The sequence below is a fragment of the Pantoea sp. Cr_R13 genome (genome assembly GCF_029222565.1).
GTDB classification, from domain to species: Bacteria; Pseudomonadota; Gammaproteobacteria; order Enterobacterales; family Enterobacteriaceae; genus Pantoea; species Pantoea eucalypti.
Window position 1 is genome coordinate 278,059 of the sequence record NZ_JARHXL010000009.1, and the last position, 14,758, is coordinate 292,816.

Consider the following 14,758-nt stretch of genomic DNA (forward strand, 5'->3'; position numbering starts at 1 on the left):
TTTTGGAGGAATCATGCTGACTGACTCATCAACTCGTCTCAATAAATACATCAGCGAGAGCGGCATCTGCTCTCGTCGTGACGCCGATCGTTATATCGAGCAGGGCAACGTTTTCATTAACGGCAAACGCGCCTCTGTGGGCGCGCAGGTATTTGCAGGCGATGTGGTGAAAGTGAATGGTCAGCTGATCGAGCCGCGCGACGAAGACGATTTGGTGCTGATTGCCCTGAACAAGCCCGTCGGGATCATCACCACGATGGAAGAGGGCGAGCGCGATAACATCAGCGACTTCGTCAATCACAGCAAGCGCGTCTTCCCGATTGGCCGACTCGATAAAGATTCTCAGGGCCTGATTTTCCTCACCAACCATGGCGATCTGGTCAACAAGATACTGCGGGCCGGTAACAATCACGAAAAAGAGTATGTCGTGACTGTCGACAAGCCGATCACCGATGAATTTATTGCCGGGATGAGCGCAGGCGTGCCGATGCTGGGCACGGTGACCAAAAAATGCAAAGTGAAAAAGGAAGCCCCGTTTGTCTTCCGCATTACCCTGGTTCAGGGGCTGAATCGCCAGATCCGTCGAATGTGTAAGCATTTCGGCTTTGAAGTGACGAAGCTTGAGCGTACCCGCATCATGAACGTCAATCTCAAAGGGTTACCGCTGGGTGAATGGCGCGATCTCACCGACGACGAACTCGTAGAGCTGTTTAAATTGCTGGAGAACTCCTCGTCAGAAGATAAACCGGCGAAGAAAGCCAAAGCCCCGGCGAAAGCTGCCGCCGCGAGTAAGCCACAGAAGCGTGCCGCGAAACCGGCTGAAAAAGCCGATGCGAATGGTGCTTCACGTAAGCGCTTTGTTCAGCCGGGACGTAAGAAGAAAGGGCGCTAAAATCTTCATGAGGCAGAGAGCGATATTCCCGCTCTCTGCGCTTTACCGTTTTATCACGGAATTATTCGCGATGACCGGAAGTGGGCAAACAGATCGCAGAACATCTCTTCCGTTGCACGATAATCGTTAAAACCTGCCCGACGCAGCTTGCTGCCGTCGCCAAACATGTCGTAATTCCAGCCAAAGACAAAATCAGCGAAAGTCCCGTCACTGAGCGCCAGAATATCGGCCTCGACAAGTGCGTTATCTGCAGCGATTTCTCGCCACAGCGTACGATAGTCCCTGAACATCTGGCGGAAAGAGAGTGAAACGGGCGGCGCGATATCCAGCGCAAACCATTCTGCAATTACAGGCCACAGCTCGCTCCAGCGCCAGAGATCGCCATTGTTAATATTAAACGCCTGATTGCGTGCGTCAGCGTTGCACGCTGCCCAGATCGTGGCGTCAGCCAGCAATGTCGCATCGGTAAAATCCACTATACTGTTCCAGGTTTCCAGCGAGCCCGGGAAGCGTAAAGGCAGCTGAGCTGCACGACAAATTGAAGCATAGATTGCCAGACTCAGCGCCAGATTCATGACGTTGCCTGACCGGTCACTGCCGACCACGCCGGGCCGTGGTGCGCTCCAGTGCCAGGCTTTACCCTGCTGTTGTGCGCTCAGCCAGTTCAACTGAGCGGCGTTGAATTCGGCACCGGGCACGCCGGGATCGCTTTCCCGCGCCGGCGTCTTAAATCGTCCGAGATGGGCGCCATACACTTTGTATCCCTGCATCAGGCTGACATGCTCAAGCGGAGCGATATTTTCAAGGGTTCGCACCAGATTTTGCAGCATGGCGAGATTTGGACCGACCATCGACGCCCAGTCGGCGGCATTCAGCCATGCGCTGTAAAAGATATGGGTCACATCAGTCAGTGAGGCCAGCCGTTCATGGCTCTGCTGCACGTCGCGCAAATCTACCGCGATAACCTCGGTTCCGCTTATCGCAAACTCTGACCGATGCGTCAGCGCGGTCACCTGCCATTGATCGGCCACCAGCGCCTTGCTGAGTTGCTGGCCGATGATCCCGCTGGCGCCTGCTACCAGCGCAACCTTTTTATCCCGCGTCATTTTCATGATCATTACCCTGTTAAGAGAGAAGCCGCATTCTCACCTGCGCGTTATTCTGATTAAATCCCCTGAACCGGATATCACTTATCAGGAAAATCAATAAATGCAAAACAAACTGACTGCGATTCAGACCTTCGTCCGTGTAGCGGAAGCGGGATCCTTCTCAGCGGCGGCACGGCAAAATGGCATGAAGCAGTCGGCGGTGAGCCAGCAGATCGCTGCACTTGAGGAGGCGTTGGGCGTAGTGCTGCTACACCGAACGACGAGAAAAATGGCGCTCACGGAGCAGGGTCAGCACTATCTGCAGCAGGTCAGGCAACTGCTCAGTGCGATGGAGGAACTTGAACAGCAATTGCGGCCTGGCACGCAGCCGCTTCACGGCAAACTGCATATTCAGCTGCCGAGCGGCATAGGGCACCGGTTGATGCCGCATCTGATCGCCTTTCAGCAGGCGCATCCTGCGCTGCATCTGAATATCGCGCTTGAGGATCGTCTTTCAGAACTCATTGCGGAGGGCGTTGATGTGGCGATCCGCCTTAGCGAGTCACCGCCCGCCACGCTGGCGGCTCGTTCGCTGATCACGGTTGAAACCGTACTGGTGGCTTCCCCTGAGTGGATAGCGCAAAACGGTATGCCGGAAACACCCGATGACTTACAGCGGCATCCTCACATACGTTTTAGCGGTATTTCACCTGATGCGCCGCTGCAGCTGGTGTCCGGGATGACAAGTGTGTCTGTTCCCGTGAAAAGCGTGTTTCGTTCTAACAACAGTGAGGCGTTAATGCAGGCCCTTGAGGCGGGACTGGGGATCGGCGGATTACAGCTGCTGATTGGCGCAGACGCGCTGGCCTCCGGCAGGCTGGTACGGGTTTTACCGGACTGGCGGCTTCCCGACCGCTATCTTTATGCCGTTTTCCCGGACGCCCGTTTTATCCCTGATAAGGTTCGTAAGCTGGTGGCGGAAGTGAGTGAGTTGATACGTGAAGCAGGCCAGAGCATCAGTTAACAGAATTAAGAAAAGAAAATAAGGTCAGGTTTAATTTGTCCCCAACCTAAAGATAGCCTGTCACCTGAGTGGGAAGGTGATAGACATGGACGCATTATTCGTTGAACTTTCCGGCTACCAGAAGCACCGGGCTCACATCATAGTGACGATTAGTTCAGACTGTTTCAGAACAACGACACTTTTCACCCTGATCAGGGCGTGGCAGGATAAGCGCAATCTATCAAGGAGTGTGCCTGATGTTACTGAAGGGTATGAACGATCCGCTGCTGAAAGCGTATCAGCACCCAAAATCGCGGATGATGATCAGCCGTTTCAGGGGACTGGCGGGAGATCGAAAACTCAGTGACTGGCAGGCATTCTGTATTCTGGTCACCGGCTTCACCAATTACTGGTTTGTACAGGCGGGTCACTTCACCATCAATGTGACCCTGACCAAAACCCGGCAGTTCGATTTCCTCCAGGATTTTCTGCATTTCACCGTCACGCTGGATGGATTGATTGGGGATGAACATTTTCGCACTCCTGACTTTGTGCTGCCGCATTACGATGTGCCGTATGAATTCTGTCGCTGGCGCAATAAGCGCGGCTATGACGCGTTAACGACCTATATCAGTAAACAGTGTGTGAAATCCCATAAAGGCATGTTTGTCGCCTCGGAAGGGGTCTCTCCGGATGAGAAGGTGATGAAATGGGAAGGGGTGGTGAACGTCTATGACAAAACCTTTTTCAGTATCGCTAACTTCAATACTACCCAGGCGTTCCTGATCAAGGACATCAGCCGGGCTATTCAGGAAGGATTACTGAAGCATCTGAGTTTTTACCGCGATCTGTTTCACTATATCTTCCCCACTCCGGCGGAAGCGCGGTTGCAGGCGCGCGATGACAGGCGCTATCTCACAAAGAAATAGCGCCTGGACTTCTCTGCTTTATTCCAGGGCGTTAACCGCTAAACGGCTGTGCACGCTGCGGTTAACTGACCCGTTACAGATTTACCACTTCATTTCGCCAGTATTCACTTTGGCGCTGAGTTCCAGTGATGCCGGTTCAGCCAGTTTCGGCCAGGCCGAGTTCATGGCGGCAATCACGCTGGCTGAGGTTTTGTGCTGTGACAATGCCGTTTCAAAACTCTTCAGGTAATTCAGTGTGAAATCCACAGCCTGGGAACCCACAGGACGTGCCCCGAGGTAGTGACCAGGAATGACATTCGTTGCGTTCAGCGTCTTCATTTCTGTCAGGATATGACGCCATTCTGCACGGCTCTTAACGGTCTGGGTGTCAGCGGTCCAGACATGAATACCGGAGGCAAGACCCGTACCGCCCAGAATGGTGCGCACAGAAGGTATCCAGACATAGGCAGCGTACTGCTCAGGATGACGCAGTTCCAGCACCTCGCCGTCGACGCTAAAGCGTGTCTGGTGAGTCACTTCAGGAACAAACACTTTATCCGGTGCGCCCTGCTTCATCTGAGGACCCCAGTATTTCAGTTTGGCATCATGCGTCTTCTGGATATGCTTCACGACCGCAGGCGCGGCAACCACTTTCACATCCGGCCAGGCCTTAACAATCGGTTCCAGACCAAAGTAAAAATCAGGATCGCCAGAGGTGATCACCACTTCCTTCAGCTTTTTACCGCTCTTTTTAATCATCTCCACCAGTTTCTCACCGTCCTGGGTGCTGAACTGTGCATCAAAAAGAATCGCTTCGGTTGGCCCGGAAACCAGTGTGGAAGAGACAGGGAAAATGCTTTTCGCCTGCGGATTATAGGTTTCCAGTTGCAGAGTGGCAGCGCTCGCGGAAGCCGAAGCCAGAATTAACATCACAGGTAACAGTGTGGTTTTCATTGTGAATCCTCAGAAGGTAAAGGCCCGCTTCAGGCATCTGCATCGGGCATTGTTCAGTGTCGATGGCGCTATTCTACGCCTCTCGCCATCTGATAGAATTCCCGCAATCAGAGATGCTGAGTTTCATAATCCGAACAGGTGAACGAGATGGACAGAGTGACGGCAGCCGCTGTTTTCAACCGAATCTGTGAACTGGGTAGCCTGAGTGCCGCCTCACGTGCGCTGGGGATCTCTCGTCCGATGGTCAGCCGATATCTGGAGGAGATGGAAAGGTGGGCGGGAACACGTCTGCTGCATCGCTCTTCGCGTCGGCTGACCCTGACGCCTGCCGGTGAGGCGACCCTGCAAAAGACCCGTCAGCTGGCCCTGCTCTCAGAAGCGATCCAGCAGGAGACCACGCAGGGCGTGCCGGCGGGAACGCTTCGCATCGCCTGCGCCCATTTCACGGCGCTGCATCTTGTCGGACCGGTGATCCCTGACTTTCTGGCACGCTATCCTGCACTGCGCATTGAGCTGGACATTAATAATCAGCCCGTAAGTCTGATCAGTGAGCGTATCGATCTCGCGATTCGCATTACGGATGCGCCAGAGCCGGGTGCTATCGCGCGCCGCCTCGGGGAATGTCGCTCTGTGCTCTGCGCCTCACCGGAATATCTGCAGAAGCATGGCATACCGCAAACCCCGGATGATCTGACTCGGCACAACTGTCTTTACTACAGCCAGTTCGCCGGACAAAGCTGGCATTTCACGGCGTCGGATGGAGAGAAAATCACGGCTGCTGTTAAGGGGAACTTCAGTGCTGGCATCTCATTACTGTTGTGTGATGCAGCCATTGCACATTGTGGGATAGCAATGGTACCTGAGCAGGAAGCACGTCGCGCACTGGAAGCGGGAAAGCTGGTGAACTTACTGCCCGATTATGAGCCCCGACGCATTGGCATCTGGGGACTGTATCTGTCGCGCGAGCATCAGTCTGCCGCCCTGCGGCTGATGCTGGATGAACTGCAAAGGAGTCTTGGCGGTGAGAATGAACAGCGATCGTAACAGACAAAAACGGATGCCTTTATGAGTGATAACAACAATATGTACTGGAATCGCATGGTGCCAGAACTCACCGTCACAGACTTCGCCGCTTCGATGCACTTTTACACTGTGGTGCTGGGCTTTGAAGTAAGGATTCAGCGTCAGCAGCCTGACTTCGCATACCTTTGCTATGGAGAAGCACAATTGATGATTGAGCAGTTCCATCCGCAGGGCTGGAACACCGCCGAGCTGCACTGGCCGCTTGGTCGGGGCATTAATTTCCAGATCGAGGTGGACGACATTGACGCTGTATTAACGCGTTTGCAGCAGCATGCCGTGCCACTGTTTCGTGAGATGCGGGATAACCACTATGGCACTGGCGAGACGATTGCCTGTCAGAGGGAGTTTTTGGTACAGGATCCAGATGGGTATCTGCTGCGCTTCAGCCAGTATCTGGAATAAGCTTTCAAATTTTATTCTGAATATAAAAGCAGAAATGCCCACCTTTGCTGTGAAAGGTGGGCATCATTGCCTGTTAAAAAAGTGCCAGATATTTATGAGTGGTCGGAAGAACGCTGAGTAAAGTATTTCGTTCGCTGGCGAACCTCTTTTTTACGACGCAGAACCAGGCTGGTGGCGATAATCACCAGCGTTAACCCGCCGGTTGCCAGAAGCTCAGACTGATGTTTCGGATCACACAACATAATAATCAGCACTGTCACAATAAACAGGATAGTGACCCAGGTCAGGCCCGGGAATAGCCACATGCGATAGCTCAGGGCTTCTCCCGCTTTCTCACGTTTTTTGCGCAACACCAGATGTGACGCAGCAATCACCAGATAGACCAGCAGTGCAATCGCGCCTGATGTCGCCAGCAAAAATTCAAACACGGCGCTGGGCGCCAGATAATTCGCGATGACCGCCAGAAACGCCGCCGCCGTAGAGAACAGTACGGCAACCCAGGGTGTGCCACTGCGATTGGTGCGTGAAGCAGCGGCAGGAGCATCTTTACGGCGTGACAGCGAATAGAGCATACGTGAAGAGGTATAGAGTGCGGAGTTGAGACAGCTGCACACCGCCATCAGCACCACCAGATCGACAATCAATCGTGCGTGCGGAATGTTCATCGCCTGTAATGCCGTCTGCCATGAACCCTGTTCAACCAGTCCTGGCGTGTTCCACGGAACCAGCGCCACCACAAAGAAAATGGAGAGCAGATAGAACAGCGCGATACGCCAGATAACCGAATTTGTTGCCTGGGTGATCTGCTTGCCAGGATTCTTCGACTCGGCGGCCGCTATCGTGACAATTTCTGTGCCCATAAATGAGAACATGGTGGTCAGAATGGCCGCGACAACTGCGCCGATACCATTCGGCATAAAACCATGCGTGTCATAAAGATGCGACAGGCCACTGGTGTTACTGTCCGGCAGCAGACCAAATACCGCCGCACCCGCCACGCCCAGGAACAGGATGATGGCAACGACCTTGATCAGGGCAAACCAGAATTCGAACTCGCCATAATTTTTCACGCTGAGCAGGTTGGTGATGGTCAGCAGTAATGTAATGGCGAAAGTGAACTGCCAGATGGCGATATCGGGGAACCAGGCATGCAGAATGGTGCCTGCTGCATTGGCCTCCAGCGGAATGACCAGCACCCAGAACCACCAGTAAAGCCAGCCGATGGTAAAACCGGCCCAGCGTCCGAGAGCTTTATCCGCGTAGGTTGAGAACGAGCCGGAGTCGGGCGAGGCAACAGCCATCTCAGCCAGCATCCGCATGATCAATACGACCAGGGCACCCGCCGCTGCGTAAGAGATCAGGACCGCCGGGCCCGCTTCAGAAATTGCGTGGCCGGAGCCAACAAACAGTCCTGCGCCAATCACACCAGCAATTGAGAGCATACGCACGTGGCGCGGTTTCAGGTTTTGGGCGAGCGAATCTTCATTCGCATTCTGAGTCATCGTCATGTAAACGTCTCCAGACGGCGTCCGGCCTGTGAGACCGGACGAACGGGGATAAACTTGCGTTAACGCGCCAGCGAAATCAGGCTGGGACGACGGGATGTCCGGCAGATGCGACACAGTGATTGATCACCGTGGAGAGAATGGTCAGCGCCTGGCTGAACTGGGCATCCGGAATGGTGAGCGGGTAAAGGAAGCGGATGACGTTGCCTTTGGCTCCACAGGTCAGCAGCAGCAGGCCCTGTTCCATTGCCATCTTCTGAACGGCCTGCGCGGTGCTGGCCTGATAAAACTCCATCGCCACCATCGAACCCAGCGCACGCACGTCAGCAATATCCGGATGCTTGCGCTGGTGCTCCTGCAGCTCAGCTTCAAGCCGGGCACCGAGTTCAACGGCACGCTGACAGAGCTGCTCCTCTTCAATCACATCCAGAACCGCGTGGGCTGAAGCGATAGCCAGCGGGTTTCCGGCGTAGGTTCCGCCCAGCCCACCAGGCGCTGGCGCATCCATGACTTCTGCACGACCTGCGATGGCAGAGAGCGGCATCCCGCCAGCCAGGCTTTTGGCCATCGTGATGATATCGGCCTTCACCGGATAGTGTTCCATGGCAAATAGCTTGCCGGTGCGGGCAAATCCGCTCTGCACTTCATCTGCAATCAGCAGAATGCCGTGACGGTCAGCCAGTTCGCGCAGCTGCACCATAAACTCTGCCGGTGCCGCATGGAAACCACCTTCGCCCTGTACCGGCTCCAGCACAATTGCGGCGACGTCATGCGGTGCAATGTCCTGAGTAAAAATTTCGTCGAGGCTGGTCAGCGCGGCCTCAATGCTGATTCCCTGAACCGCGCTGGGATAGCGTGCATGAAACACTGACGGCGGCATCGGGCCGAAATCGCGTTTATAAGGCGCCACTTTCCCGGTCATCGCCATCGTCATAAAGGTACGGCCATGGAACGCGTTACCAAAGGTGATGATGCCGTGACGGCGGGTAAAGGCACGCGCCACTTTCACTGCATTTTCTACGGCTTCCGCGCCGGTTGTGAAGAAGGCGGTTTTCGCCGGCCCAGCGATTGGCACCCGCTGATTAATGCGCTCGGCAAGTGCGATGTAACTTTCATAAGGCGTGATCTGGAAGGCCGTATGAGTAAACTTTGTTAACTGTTCGGCAATCGCCTGTTCAATGCGTGGATGGCGGTGGCCGGTGTTCAGCACTGCGATGCCGCCCGCAAAGTCGATCCAGCTGTTACCGTCCTGATCCCATAAGGTGGCGTTCTCTGCCCGGGCAACGTACCAGTCGCATAGCGTACCGATACCTTTGGGAAGAGCCTGTGCTTTGCGCTGCTGCATCAGGTTATTTTTTTCGCTCATTTATTCCACCTCGTTAATATGCGTGTTTACAATTCCCGACAAACACGTTTATTTATGCCTGAGGCGCGGTGAGTTGCCAGAGCCAATTGTGAGAGGAAAGGTGGAGCCAATTGCGACTGTTGTACGCAGATCATCTATTAGCACGGTTACAGTTTCTAAGAACGGGCTCATTACATCAGCGGCTGCTGAATTGTATGCAGGCCGCGATCATTGAAGAGGTATTCCCGCGCGGAAGCCGTTTGCCGCCAACACGCGATCTGGCGCGCGAACTGGGCGTGTCGCGAAATACCGTTATGCATGTCTATGAGAGCCTGATGGCGCAAGGTTATGTCACGGCGCGAACCGGCAGCGGCACCTGGATTGCCGAGACGCTGCCGGAAAGCTGCCTGCAGAGCGATGCGATTGCCGATCTTCAGGCTGTGAAAGCGCAACGACCGGCGACGCTGTCAAAGCGGGGCGCCACGCTACTCGGTCATGCAACCGCATCACCGTATCAATGGGGCGCATTTGTCCCAGGCGCACCGGATGTCACTGAATTCCCCCACAAGCTATTCAGTCAGATTCAGGCGCGGCTGAACCGCGAACCTGACGTTCACCGTCTGGTTTACAGCAGCGGCGGTGGCTGTCCCGATTTGCGCCATGCGCTGGTGGATTATCTGCGGGTTGCACGATCTGTGCGGGCCGATGCTGATCAGATTCTGATTACGGAAGGGGTTCATCAGGCGGTTGATCTGGTGACGCGGGTGCTCTGCGATCCGGGCGATCGGGTCTGGATGGAGGAGCCGGGCTACTGGGGAACACGGAATCTGTTGCGTATGAATGGCCTGAAAATTCGCGCGATGCCGGTGGACGAGCAGGGCCTGGTGCCGGACAGCGGGCCGCCACCCAAAATGGTGTTTGTGACACCGTCGCACCAGTATCCATTGGGCGTTCATCTCAGTCTGGCCCGTCGTCAGGCATTGCTCTCTCTGGCCCGCCGTCATCAGAGCTGGATTGTTGAAGATGATTACGACAGTGAATTTCGTTTTTCGGGACAGCCACACCCTTCACTGCAGGGTCTGGAAGCAGATGCACCGGTTATTTACATGGGTACGTTTAGCAAAACGCTCTATCCCGCGCTGCGTATCGGCTACCTGGTGGTACCGAAACCGCTGGCGCAGCCATTACGCATCGCGGCGGCGGAGCTCTATCGCGGCGGGCATCTGCTGATTCAGCGGGCGCTGGCGGAGTTTATCCGGCTGGGTCATTACATGGAGCATATCCGCCGGATGCGGCTGCTTTATCGTCAGCGGCGACAGTTTCTCTGCCGGCTTATCGAGCGCTATCTGGGACCTGCTTTTTTACCGGCATTCAATCATGAAGCCGGTTTGCATCTGGTGATGCCGCTGCCAGCCGGTGCTGATGACGTGGCGATAGCCGCAGAGGCACTTAAGCGCGGGGTCAAGGTGAGGCCGCTTTCGCAATATTATATGCACCCACAGGAGGAGCGTGGATTACTGCTGGGCTACGCCTGCGTTAATGAGCGGCAGTGTCAGGATGCGTTTGGCACCCTTAAAGCCTGTCTGGCGTCTGCCGGTATTGAATTCACTCCACAGCGCTAGCGGGTTCAGGGCCTGATTTTAATGGCGGCGATTTTACCGTTGCCGCTGTGCTAACGCATTGACATTTAATCAGACTCACCGAGAATACATCTCTTTGCGCCCCGACCAGACAATACTGGAGTTCATCATCGTCTTTAATCTCTTTTCTGCACAGGCCAGAACCGCTATTAAGCGAGGCGCCGCGCTCGCTGCGGCGTTGTTGCTGGTCAGTTGCGCATCTGAGCCGCCGAAATCGCTGGTGACGCCTTTTCCGCCCGTAACAAAACAGCCGCTACCTGCAGGCAAGCCAGACCGCCCTGAGGTGCATGAACCTGTGCGGGGCGTCTGGTTAGCCACGGTATCGCGTCTTGACTGGCCACCGGTAGCGTCGGTGAATGGCACCCGTCCGGCGGCAGAGCGTATTCGCCTGCAGCAGCAATCACTGACCGACAAGCTGGATAAGCTGAAAAGCCTGGGGATCAACACGGTGTTTTTCCAGGTCAAACCCGATGCTACCGCGCTCTGGCCCTCAAAAATCCTGCCCTGGTCCGATATGCTGACCGGCAAAATCGGTGAGGATCCTGGCTATGATCCGCTGCAGTTTATGCTGGATGAGGCACATAAACGCGGTATCAAAGTCCATGCATGGTTCAACCCTTACCGGGTATCGGTGAACACTAAGCCCTCAACCGTGAGCGAACTGAACCGCACACTGTCACTGCACCCGGCCAGTGTTTTTGTATTGCATCGCGACTGGATCCGCACCGCTGGCGATCGCTATGTGCTCGATCCGGGTATTCCTGAGGTGCGTGACTGGATTACCAGCATTGTGGCCGAGGTTGTCGCGCGCTATCCCATCGACGGTGTGCAGTTCGATGACTACTTCTATTCCGAATCTGCGGGTTCGCTGCTCAACGATAATCAGACCTTCAGCCGTTATGGCCAGGGTTTTGCCAGTAAAGCAGACTGGCGGCGTCATAACACGCAGCAACTGATTGAGCAGGTATCTCGCACCATTAAGCAGCTGAAGCCGGAGGTTGAGTTTGGTGTCAGCCCGGCGGGCGTCTGGCGCAATCTGTCCCATGATCCTGCCGGTTCCGATACACGCGGCGCGGCGGCCTATGACGAAGCCTTTGCGGATACCCGCCGCTGGGTGCAGCAGGGTTTGCTGGATTACATTGCGCCCCAGCTGTACTGGCCATTTTCCCGTCAGGCTGCCCGTTACGACGTGCTGGCAAACTGGTGGGCAGAGGTGGTGAAACCCACTAAAACCCGACTCTATATTGGTCTGGCGCTCTACAAAGTGGGGGAACCTTCAAAAATTGAGCCTGACTGGACGCTTCAGGGTGGCGTGCCAGAGTTGAAAAAACAGCTCGATCTCAATGAATCGAACCCCAACATCAACGGCACCATTCTGTTCAGAGAGAACTATCTGAATCAGCCACAGACTCAGCAGGCGGTGAGCTATCTTAAAAGCCGCTGGGGAGGCTGAAAAATGCCACATCAGCATGACCAGTGCGGTTAAGTTTTTCCCTGTGACTTACTGCTATTCTTGCGCTATATAACAGTTTTTATTCCATCTATTTTCTATCGATTCCCGGCTATTCCGGTTTTGACCGCGATAGCTGGCGAATCGCATAAAAAACAGATAATTGATGAGTTTTTGTATTCCGCATTATTCCGGGTGTTTCTTTTCACTTACCCTTTTTTCGTGTACATAATGATGTACATAATTTCCAACCTCCAAAGAATCTATGGCGCTCTCGGATGCTGCCCTGCGTTCAATGCTGGGCAAGGAATATGAAAAAGTCAGGTCAAAACGGACCGTGACGGATTATCTGTCCGGATATCACGTAAAGGCCGGATTACCTTCCAATACCGTTACCGCTGGAACGGGCAGGGTGAACGTGTCGATATCGGCATCCGTCCTGAAGCGGCAACCCATTCACCGAAAGGTGACAAGTGGGGAACTGCTGACGACCTGAAGGCAGCCGAGTGGATGTTCAGCAGGGTGAAGATTATTACTCCAACTGCAAAAGCCCCAAACTGGCCTGCCTGGGCTAACGAAGTCCGCCTTCTGAGAGGATCGCTGGATGTCACGCATCACGACATCTGCGAAACCTTCAGGTGGGCTAACGCCGATCACTTCTGGCAGACCAATATCCTCAGCCCTGCAAAACTCCGCGCCAAGTGGGACACACTCCGTGCGCAGATGAGCCAGCCAGGGCGTAACCGGCAGGCAGTGGCTCAGCAGCCCGCTCAGCACTGGAACAGCCGCGAAGCCTGGGAGAATGAATTCCTATGAGAAATCTCGTATCAGCAATTCAGAATCGTGATGCAGGCGCACTGGCTCGCATTGCAGGAGATGGTCCGCGCCCGGTTGAGCGCGGAGTGCATGAGGACGTTGAGCGCCTTGTCGATGCTCTGTTTTCGAATCTTAAGCAGGTATTCCCGGCATCGGTCAGCACCGCCTGGCGCAACCCGAACGACGAAGCTGCAGCGAAACGCCAGTGGATTGCCGCGTTTGCCGAGAACGGCATTCACAACAAGCAGCAGCTGTCAGCAGGCATGAAGCTGGCCCGCGCCAGTGGTTCGCCGTTCCTGCCATCGCCCGGCCAGTTTATCGAGTGGTGCAAGCAGGGCGAGCATCGTGCAGCTGGCTTGCCTGCTGACGAAGAGCTTTACGGCATGTTCCGCCTGTACTGCCGCGATCGGAGCATATACGACAGCAGCGAAGAGTTCCCCTGGGAAAGCCCGGCCTGTTTCCACATGGTGACAGCGGTCTATAACCAGATGCGCTCATTTAACCTGACGGATTCTGAATGCCGGAAACGCCTGGGCGATGAACTGCGTAAGATGTCCCGCCGCATTGAAGCTGGCGAAGTCATCCCGCCGCCGCGCAAACAGATCCCACAACTCCACATCCCAACCGGTAGCGAAAAGGCACTGGACCACCTCGCCGACATTCACCGCCGCTTTGGCCTGAAAGGTGGCCGTCATGACTGAGATGAACCGCATACGCTTTGAGCGACTGTATCGCAGCGTTCACGATGACAAACACAACCTGACCCGCTCACATCTTGGCTATCAGGATGCCGTGGTAGACCGGGCGTTTTCCTTCTGGCTTGAGGGAAGGGAGAGCGCAGCATGACACAGGTAACTCAACTGATAATTAACACGCCGCTGATGCGACAGGCGCGCAACTTGCAGCTGGCAATCATCGATCTGGCTAAGAAGCGCGACCTGAAACCGGAGCAGTTCCGGGCGCACCTGCACGCTATCGACATGCTGGCGCGTGAAGCGCACGACCTTATTGTCGACGCTGAAGATGAGCAGCAGCCAGCAAAGGGCCAGAAACGGGGAGGATTTTGATGAAAATGAAATGTCCGCCACTTTGGTACATCAAAAAGAAATGGGCGGCCCGCCTGCAAAGACAAGGAGCGAGCCAATGAACAAGCCATCCGATGTAAAGTCATGGAGAGTGATTCACGCTGTCATACACTGGCGATCTTGCAGCCATATGTGGTCAAGTACTCGCGCGGCCGCTTCGACAATGTCATGCATATTATCCAGATTAGGCTGAGCTTTTCGTCCCTCTTCCCTTGGTGTACTTATGAAGTATCAACATCTGAATTCCGAATACATAATTGATGCGGCCAAATCGCGTTTTTTTCAATGATGCTTTCAGTTATCCATCCTGTCACACTCATGATGATGAGTGATACGCAAAAACGTTTTTTAAAATTTGATTTCTTATTAAGAGAAATATTAAAAAAGGCGGATTACTGGTAAGGGAGGAAACATTAATAAATGCTATCATCAAACTGCATTGATCTTACTTATTAAAAATAATTGATTTATAATATTATGAATAGAGCAAAGGACTTATGATTGCATCAGGAAGATTTTAAAAAGAACGCCCCTCCAGACTAATAATATACCCAAACCTTATAGTTATCCTTATCCAGAATTCACAA

15 protein-coding genes are annotated in these 14,758 nt (G+C 54.3%); 11 read left to right on the forward strand and 4 right to left on the reverse strand.

Translation table 11 applies throughout. The features are described 5' to 3' along the window. Positions 1–13: 13 nt before the first annotated feature. A complete protein-coding gene (gene rluF, locus P2R09_RS05295; RefSeq protein ID WP_003848152.1) occupies positions 14–892 on the forward strand; it encodes a 23S rRNA pseudouridine(2604) synthase RluF in 879 nt (292 codons plus the stop codon). 53 nt (positions 893–945) lie between these two features. Here rluF and P2R09_RS05300 read toward each other — a convergent pair whose 3' ends face one another. After that, positions 946–2,004, reverse strand: coding sequence for an SDR family oxidoreductase (locus P2R09_RS05300; RefSeq protein WP_275767764.1), 1,059 nt, complete (start codon positions 2,002–2,004; stop codon positions 946–948). Positions 2,005–2,101: 97 nt separating this feature from the next. Here P2R09_RS05300 and P2R09_RS05305 point away from each other — a divergent pair, with 97 nt between their 5' ends. Next, positions 2,102–3,004, forward strand: a complete 903-nt coding sequence (locus P2R09_RS05305) for a LysR family transcriptional regulator (RefSeq protein ID WP_275767766.1) — start codon at positions 2,102–2,104, stop codon at positions 3,002–3,004. A gap of 236 nt (positions 3,005–3,240) precedes the next feature. Beyond that, complete coding sequence (locus P2R09_RS05310; protein ID WP_275767768.1) at positions 3,241–3,912, forward strand: hypothetical protein; 672 nt, start codon at positions 3,241–3,243, stop codon at positions 3,910–3,912. Between the two features lie 81 nt (positions 3,913–3,993). Here the strand turns inward: P2R09_RS05310 and P2R09_RS05315 are convergent, their stop codons facing one another. Then, entirely contained in the window at positions 3,994–4,845 is an 852-nt protein-coding gene (locus tag P2R09_RS05315; RefSeq protein WP_275767770.1) for a Vmh family MBL fold metallo-hydrolase, read from the reverse strand. Positions 4,846–4,992: 147 nt separating this feature from the next. Here P2R09_RS05315 and P2R09_RS05320 point away from each other — a divergent pair, with 147 nt between their 5' ends. Together P2R09_RS05320 and P2R09_RS05325 are read left to right on the forward strand one after the other, a co-directional pair. Beyond that, complete coding sequence (locus tag P2R09_RS05320; protein WP_275767772.1) at positions 4,993–5,889, forward strand: LysR family transcriptional regulator; 897 nt, start codon at positions 4,993–4,995, stop codon at positions 5,887–5,889. Positions 5,890–5,910: 21 nt separating this feature from the next. Then, positions 5,911–6,330, forward strand: a complete 420-nt coding sequence (locus P2R09_RS05325; RefSeq protein ID WP_275767774.1) for a VOC family protein — start codon at positions 5,911–5,913, stop codon at positions 6,328–6,330. A 92-nt stretch (positions 6,331–6,422) separates the two neighbouring features. On the opposite strand, the gene gabP is transcribed toward P2R09_RS05325, so the two are convergent. Together gabP and gabT are read right to left on the reverse strand one after the other, a co-directional pair. After that, on the reverse strand, positions 6,423–7,838 hold the full coding sequence (gene gabP / locus P2R09_RS05330) for a GABA permease (RefSeq protein WP_275767776.1): 1,416 nt from the start codon (positions 7,836–7,838) through the stop codon (positions 6,423–6,425). Between the two features lie 76 nt (positions 7,839–7,914). Next, a complete protein-coding gene (gene gabT / locus P2R09_RS05335) occupies positions 7,915–9,201 on the reverse strand; it encodes a 4-aminobutyrate--2-oxoglutarate transaminase (RefSeq protein WP_275767777.1) in 1,287 nt (428 codons plus the stop codon). 110 nt (positions 9,202–9,311) lie between these two features. Between gabT and P2R09_RS05340 the strand changes: the two genes are divergently transcribed. The 6 genes from P2R09_RS05340 to P2R09_RS05365 all read left to right on the forward strand — a co-directional run bounded on the left by P2R09_RS05340 (position 9,312) and on the right by P2R09_RS05365 (position 14,153). Then, on the forward strand, positions 9,312–10,802 hold the full coding sequence (locus P2R09_RS05340; RefSeq protein WP_275767779.1) for a PLP-dependent aminotransferase family protein: 1,491 nt from the start codon (positions 9,312–9,314) through the stop codon (positions 10,800–10,802). Between the two features lie 127 nt (positions 10,803–10,929). Continuing rightward, complete coding sequence (locus tag P2R09_RS05345; RefSeq protein WP_275768114.1) at positions 10,930–12,273, forward strand: glycoside hydrolase family 10 protein; 1,344 nt, start codon at positions 10,930–10,932, stop codon at positions 12,271–12,273. A gap of 519 nt (positions 12,274–12,792) precedes the next feature. Continuing rightward, positions 12,793–13,086: a hypothetical protein gene (locus tag P2R09_RS05350; RefSeq protein WP_275767781.1), complete on the forward strand. Its 294-nt coding sequence runs from the start codon at positions 12,793–12,795 to the stop codon at positions 13,084–13,086. Then, positions 13,083–13,787, forward strand: coding sequence for a replication protein P (locus P2R09_RS05355; RefSeq protein ID WP_275767783.1), 705 nt, complete (start codon positions 13,083–13,085; stop codon positions 13,785–13,787). Before P2R09_RS05350 ends, P2R09_RS05355 begins: the two co-directional genes overlap by 4 nt. Beyond that, entirely contained in the window at positions 13,780–13,932 is a 153-nt protein-coding gene (locus P2R09_RS05360; protein WP_275767785.1) for a hypothetical protein, read from the forward strand. The genes P2R09_RS05355 and P2R09_RS05360 overlap by 8 nt, the downstream gene beginning before the upstream one ends. After that, entirely contained in the window at positions 13,929–14,153 is a 225-nt protein-coding gene (locus P2R09_RS05365; protein WP_275767787.1) for a hypothetical protein, read from the forward strand. The genes P2R09_RS05360 and P2R09_RS05365 overlap by 4 nt, the downstream gene beginning before the upstream one ends. Positions 14,154–14,758: the final 605 nt, after the last annotated feature.

What these genes read in the sequence shown, in the direction of transcription:
- rluF (WP_003848152.1), top strand. Translation starts at nt 14, where the DNA reads ATGCTGACTGACTCATCAACTCGTCTCAATAAATACATCAGCGAGAGC.
- P2R09_RS05300 (WP_275767764.1), bottom strand. Translation starts at nt 2,004, where the DNA reads ATGAAAATGACGCGGGATAAAAAGGTTGCGCTGGTAGCAGGCGCCAGC.
- P2R09_RS05305 (WP_275767766.1), top strand. Translation starts at nt 2,102, where the DNA reads ATGCAAAACAAACTGACTGCGATTCAGACCTTCGTCCGTGTAGCGGAA.
- P2R09_RS05310 (WP_275767768.1), top strand. Translation starts at nt 3,241, where the DNA reads ATGTTACTGAAGGGTATGAACGATCCGCTGCTGAAAGCGTATCAGCAC.
- P2R09_RS05315 (WP_275767770.1), bottom strand. Translation starts at nt 4,845, where the DNA reads ATGAAAACCACACTGTTACCTGTGATGTTAATTCTGGCTTCGGCTTCC.
- P2R09_RS05320 (WP_275767772.1), top strand. Translation starts at nt 4,993, where the DNA reads ATGGACAGAGTGACGGCAGCCGCTGTTTTCAACCGAATCTGTGAACTG.
- P2R09_RS05325 (WP_275767774.1), top strand. Translation starts at nt 5,911, where the DNA reads ATGAGTGATAACAACAATATGTACTGGAATCGCATGGTGCCAGAACTC.
- gabP (WP_275767776.1), bottom strand. Translation starts at nt 7,838, where the DNA reads ATGACGATGACTCAGAATGCGAATGAAGATTCGCTCGCCCAAAACCTG.
- gabT (WP_275767777.1), bottom strand. Translation starts at nt 9,201, where the DNA reads ATGAGCGAAAAAAATAACCTGATGCAGCAGCGCAAAGCACAGGCTCTT.
- P2R09_RS05355 (WP_275767783.1), top strand. Translation starts at nt 13,083, where the DNA reads ATGAGAAATCTCGTATCAGCAATTCAGAATCGTGATGCAGGCGCACTG.
- P2R09_RS05360 (WP_275767785.1), top strand. Translation starts at nt 13,780, where the DNA reads ATGACTGAGATGAACCGCATACGCTTTGAGCGACTGTATCGCAGCGTT.
- P2R09_RS05365 (WP_275767787.1), top strand. Translation starts at nt 13,929, where the DNA reads ATGACACAGGTAACTCAACTGATAATTAACACGCCGCTGATGCGACAG.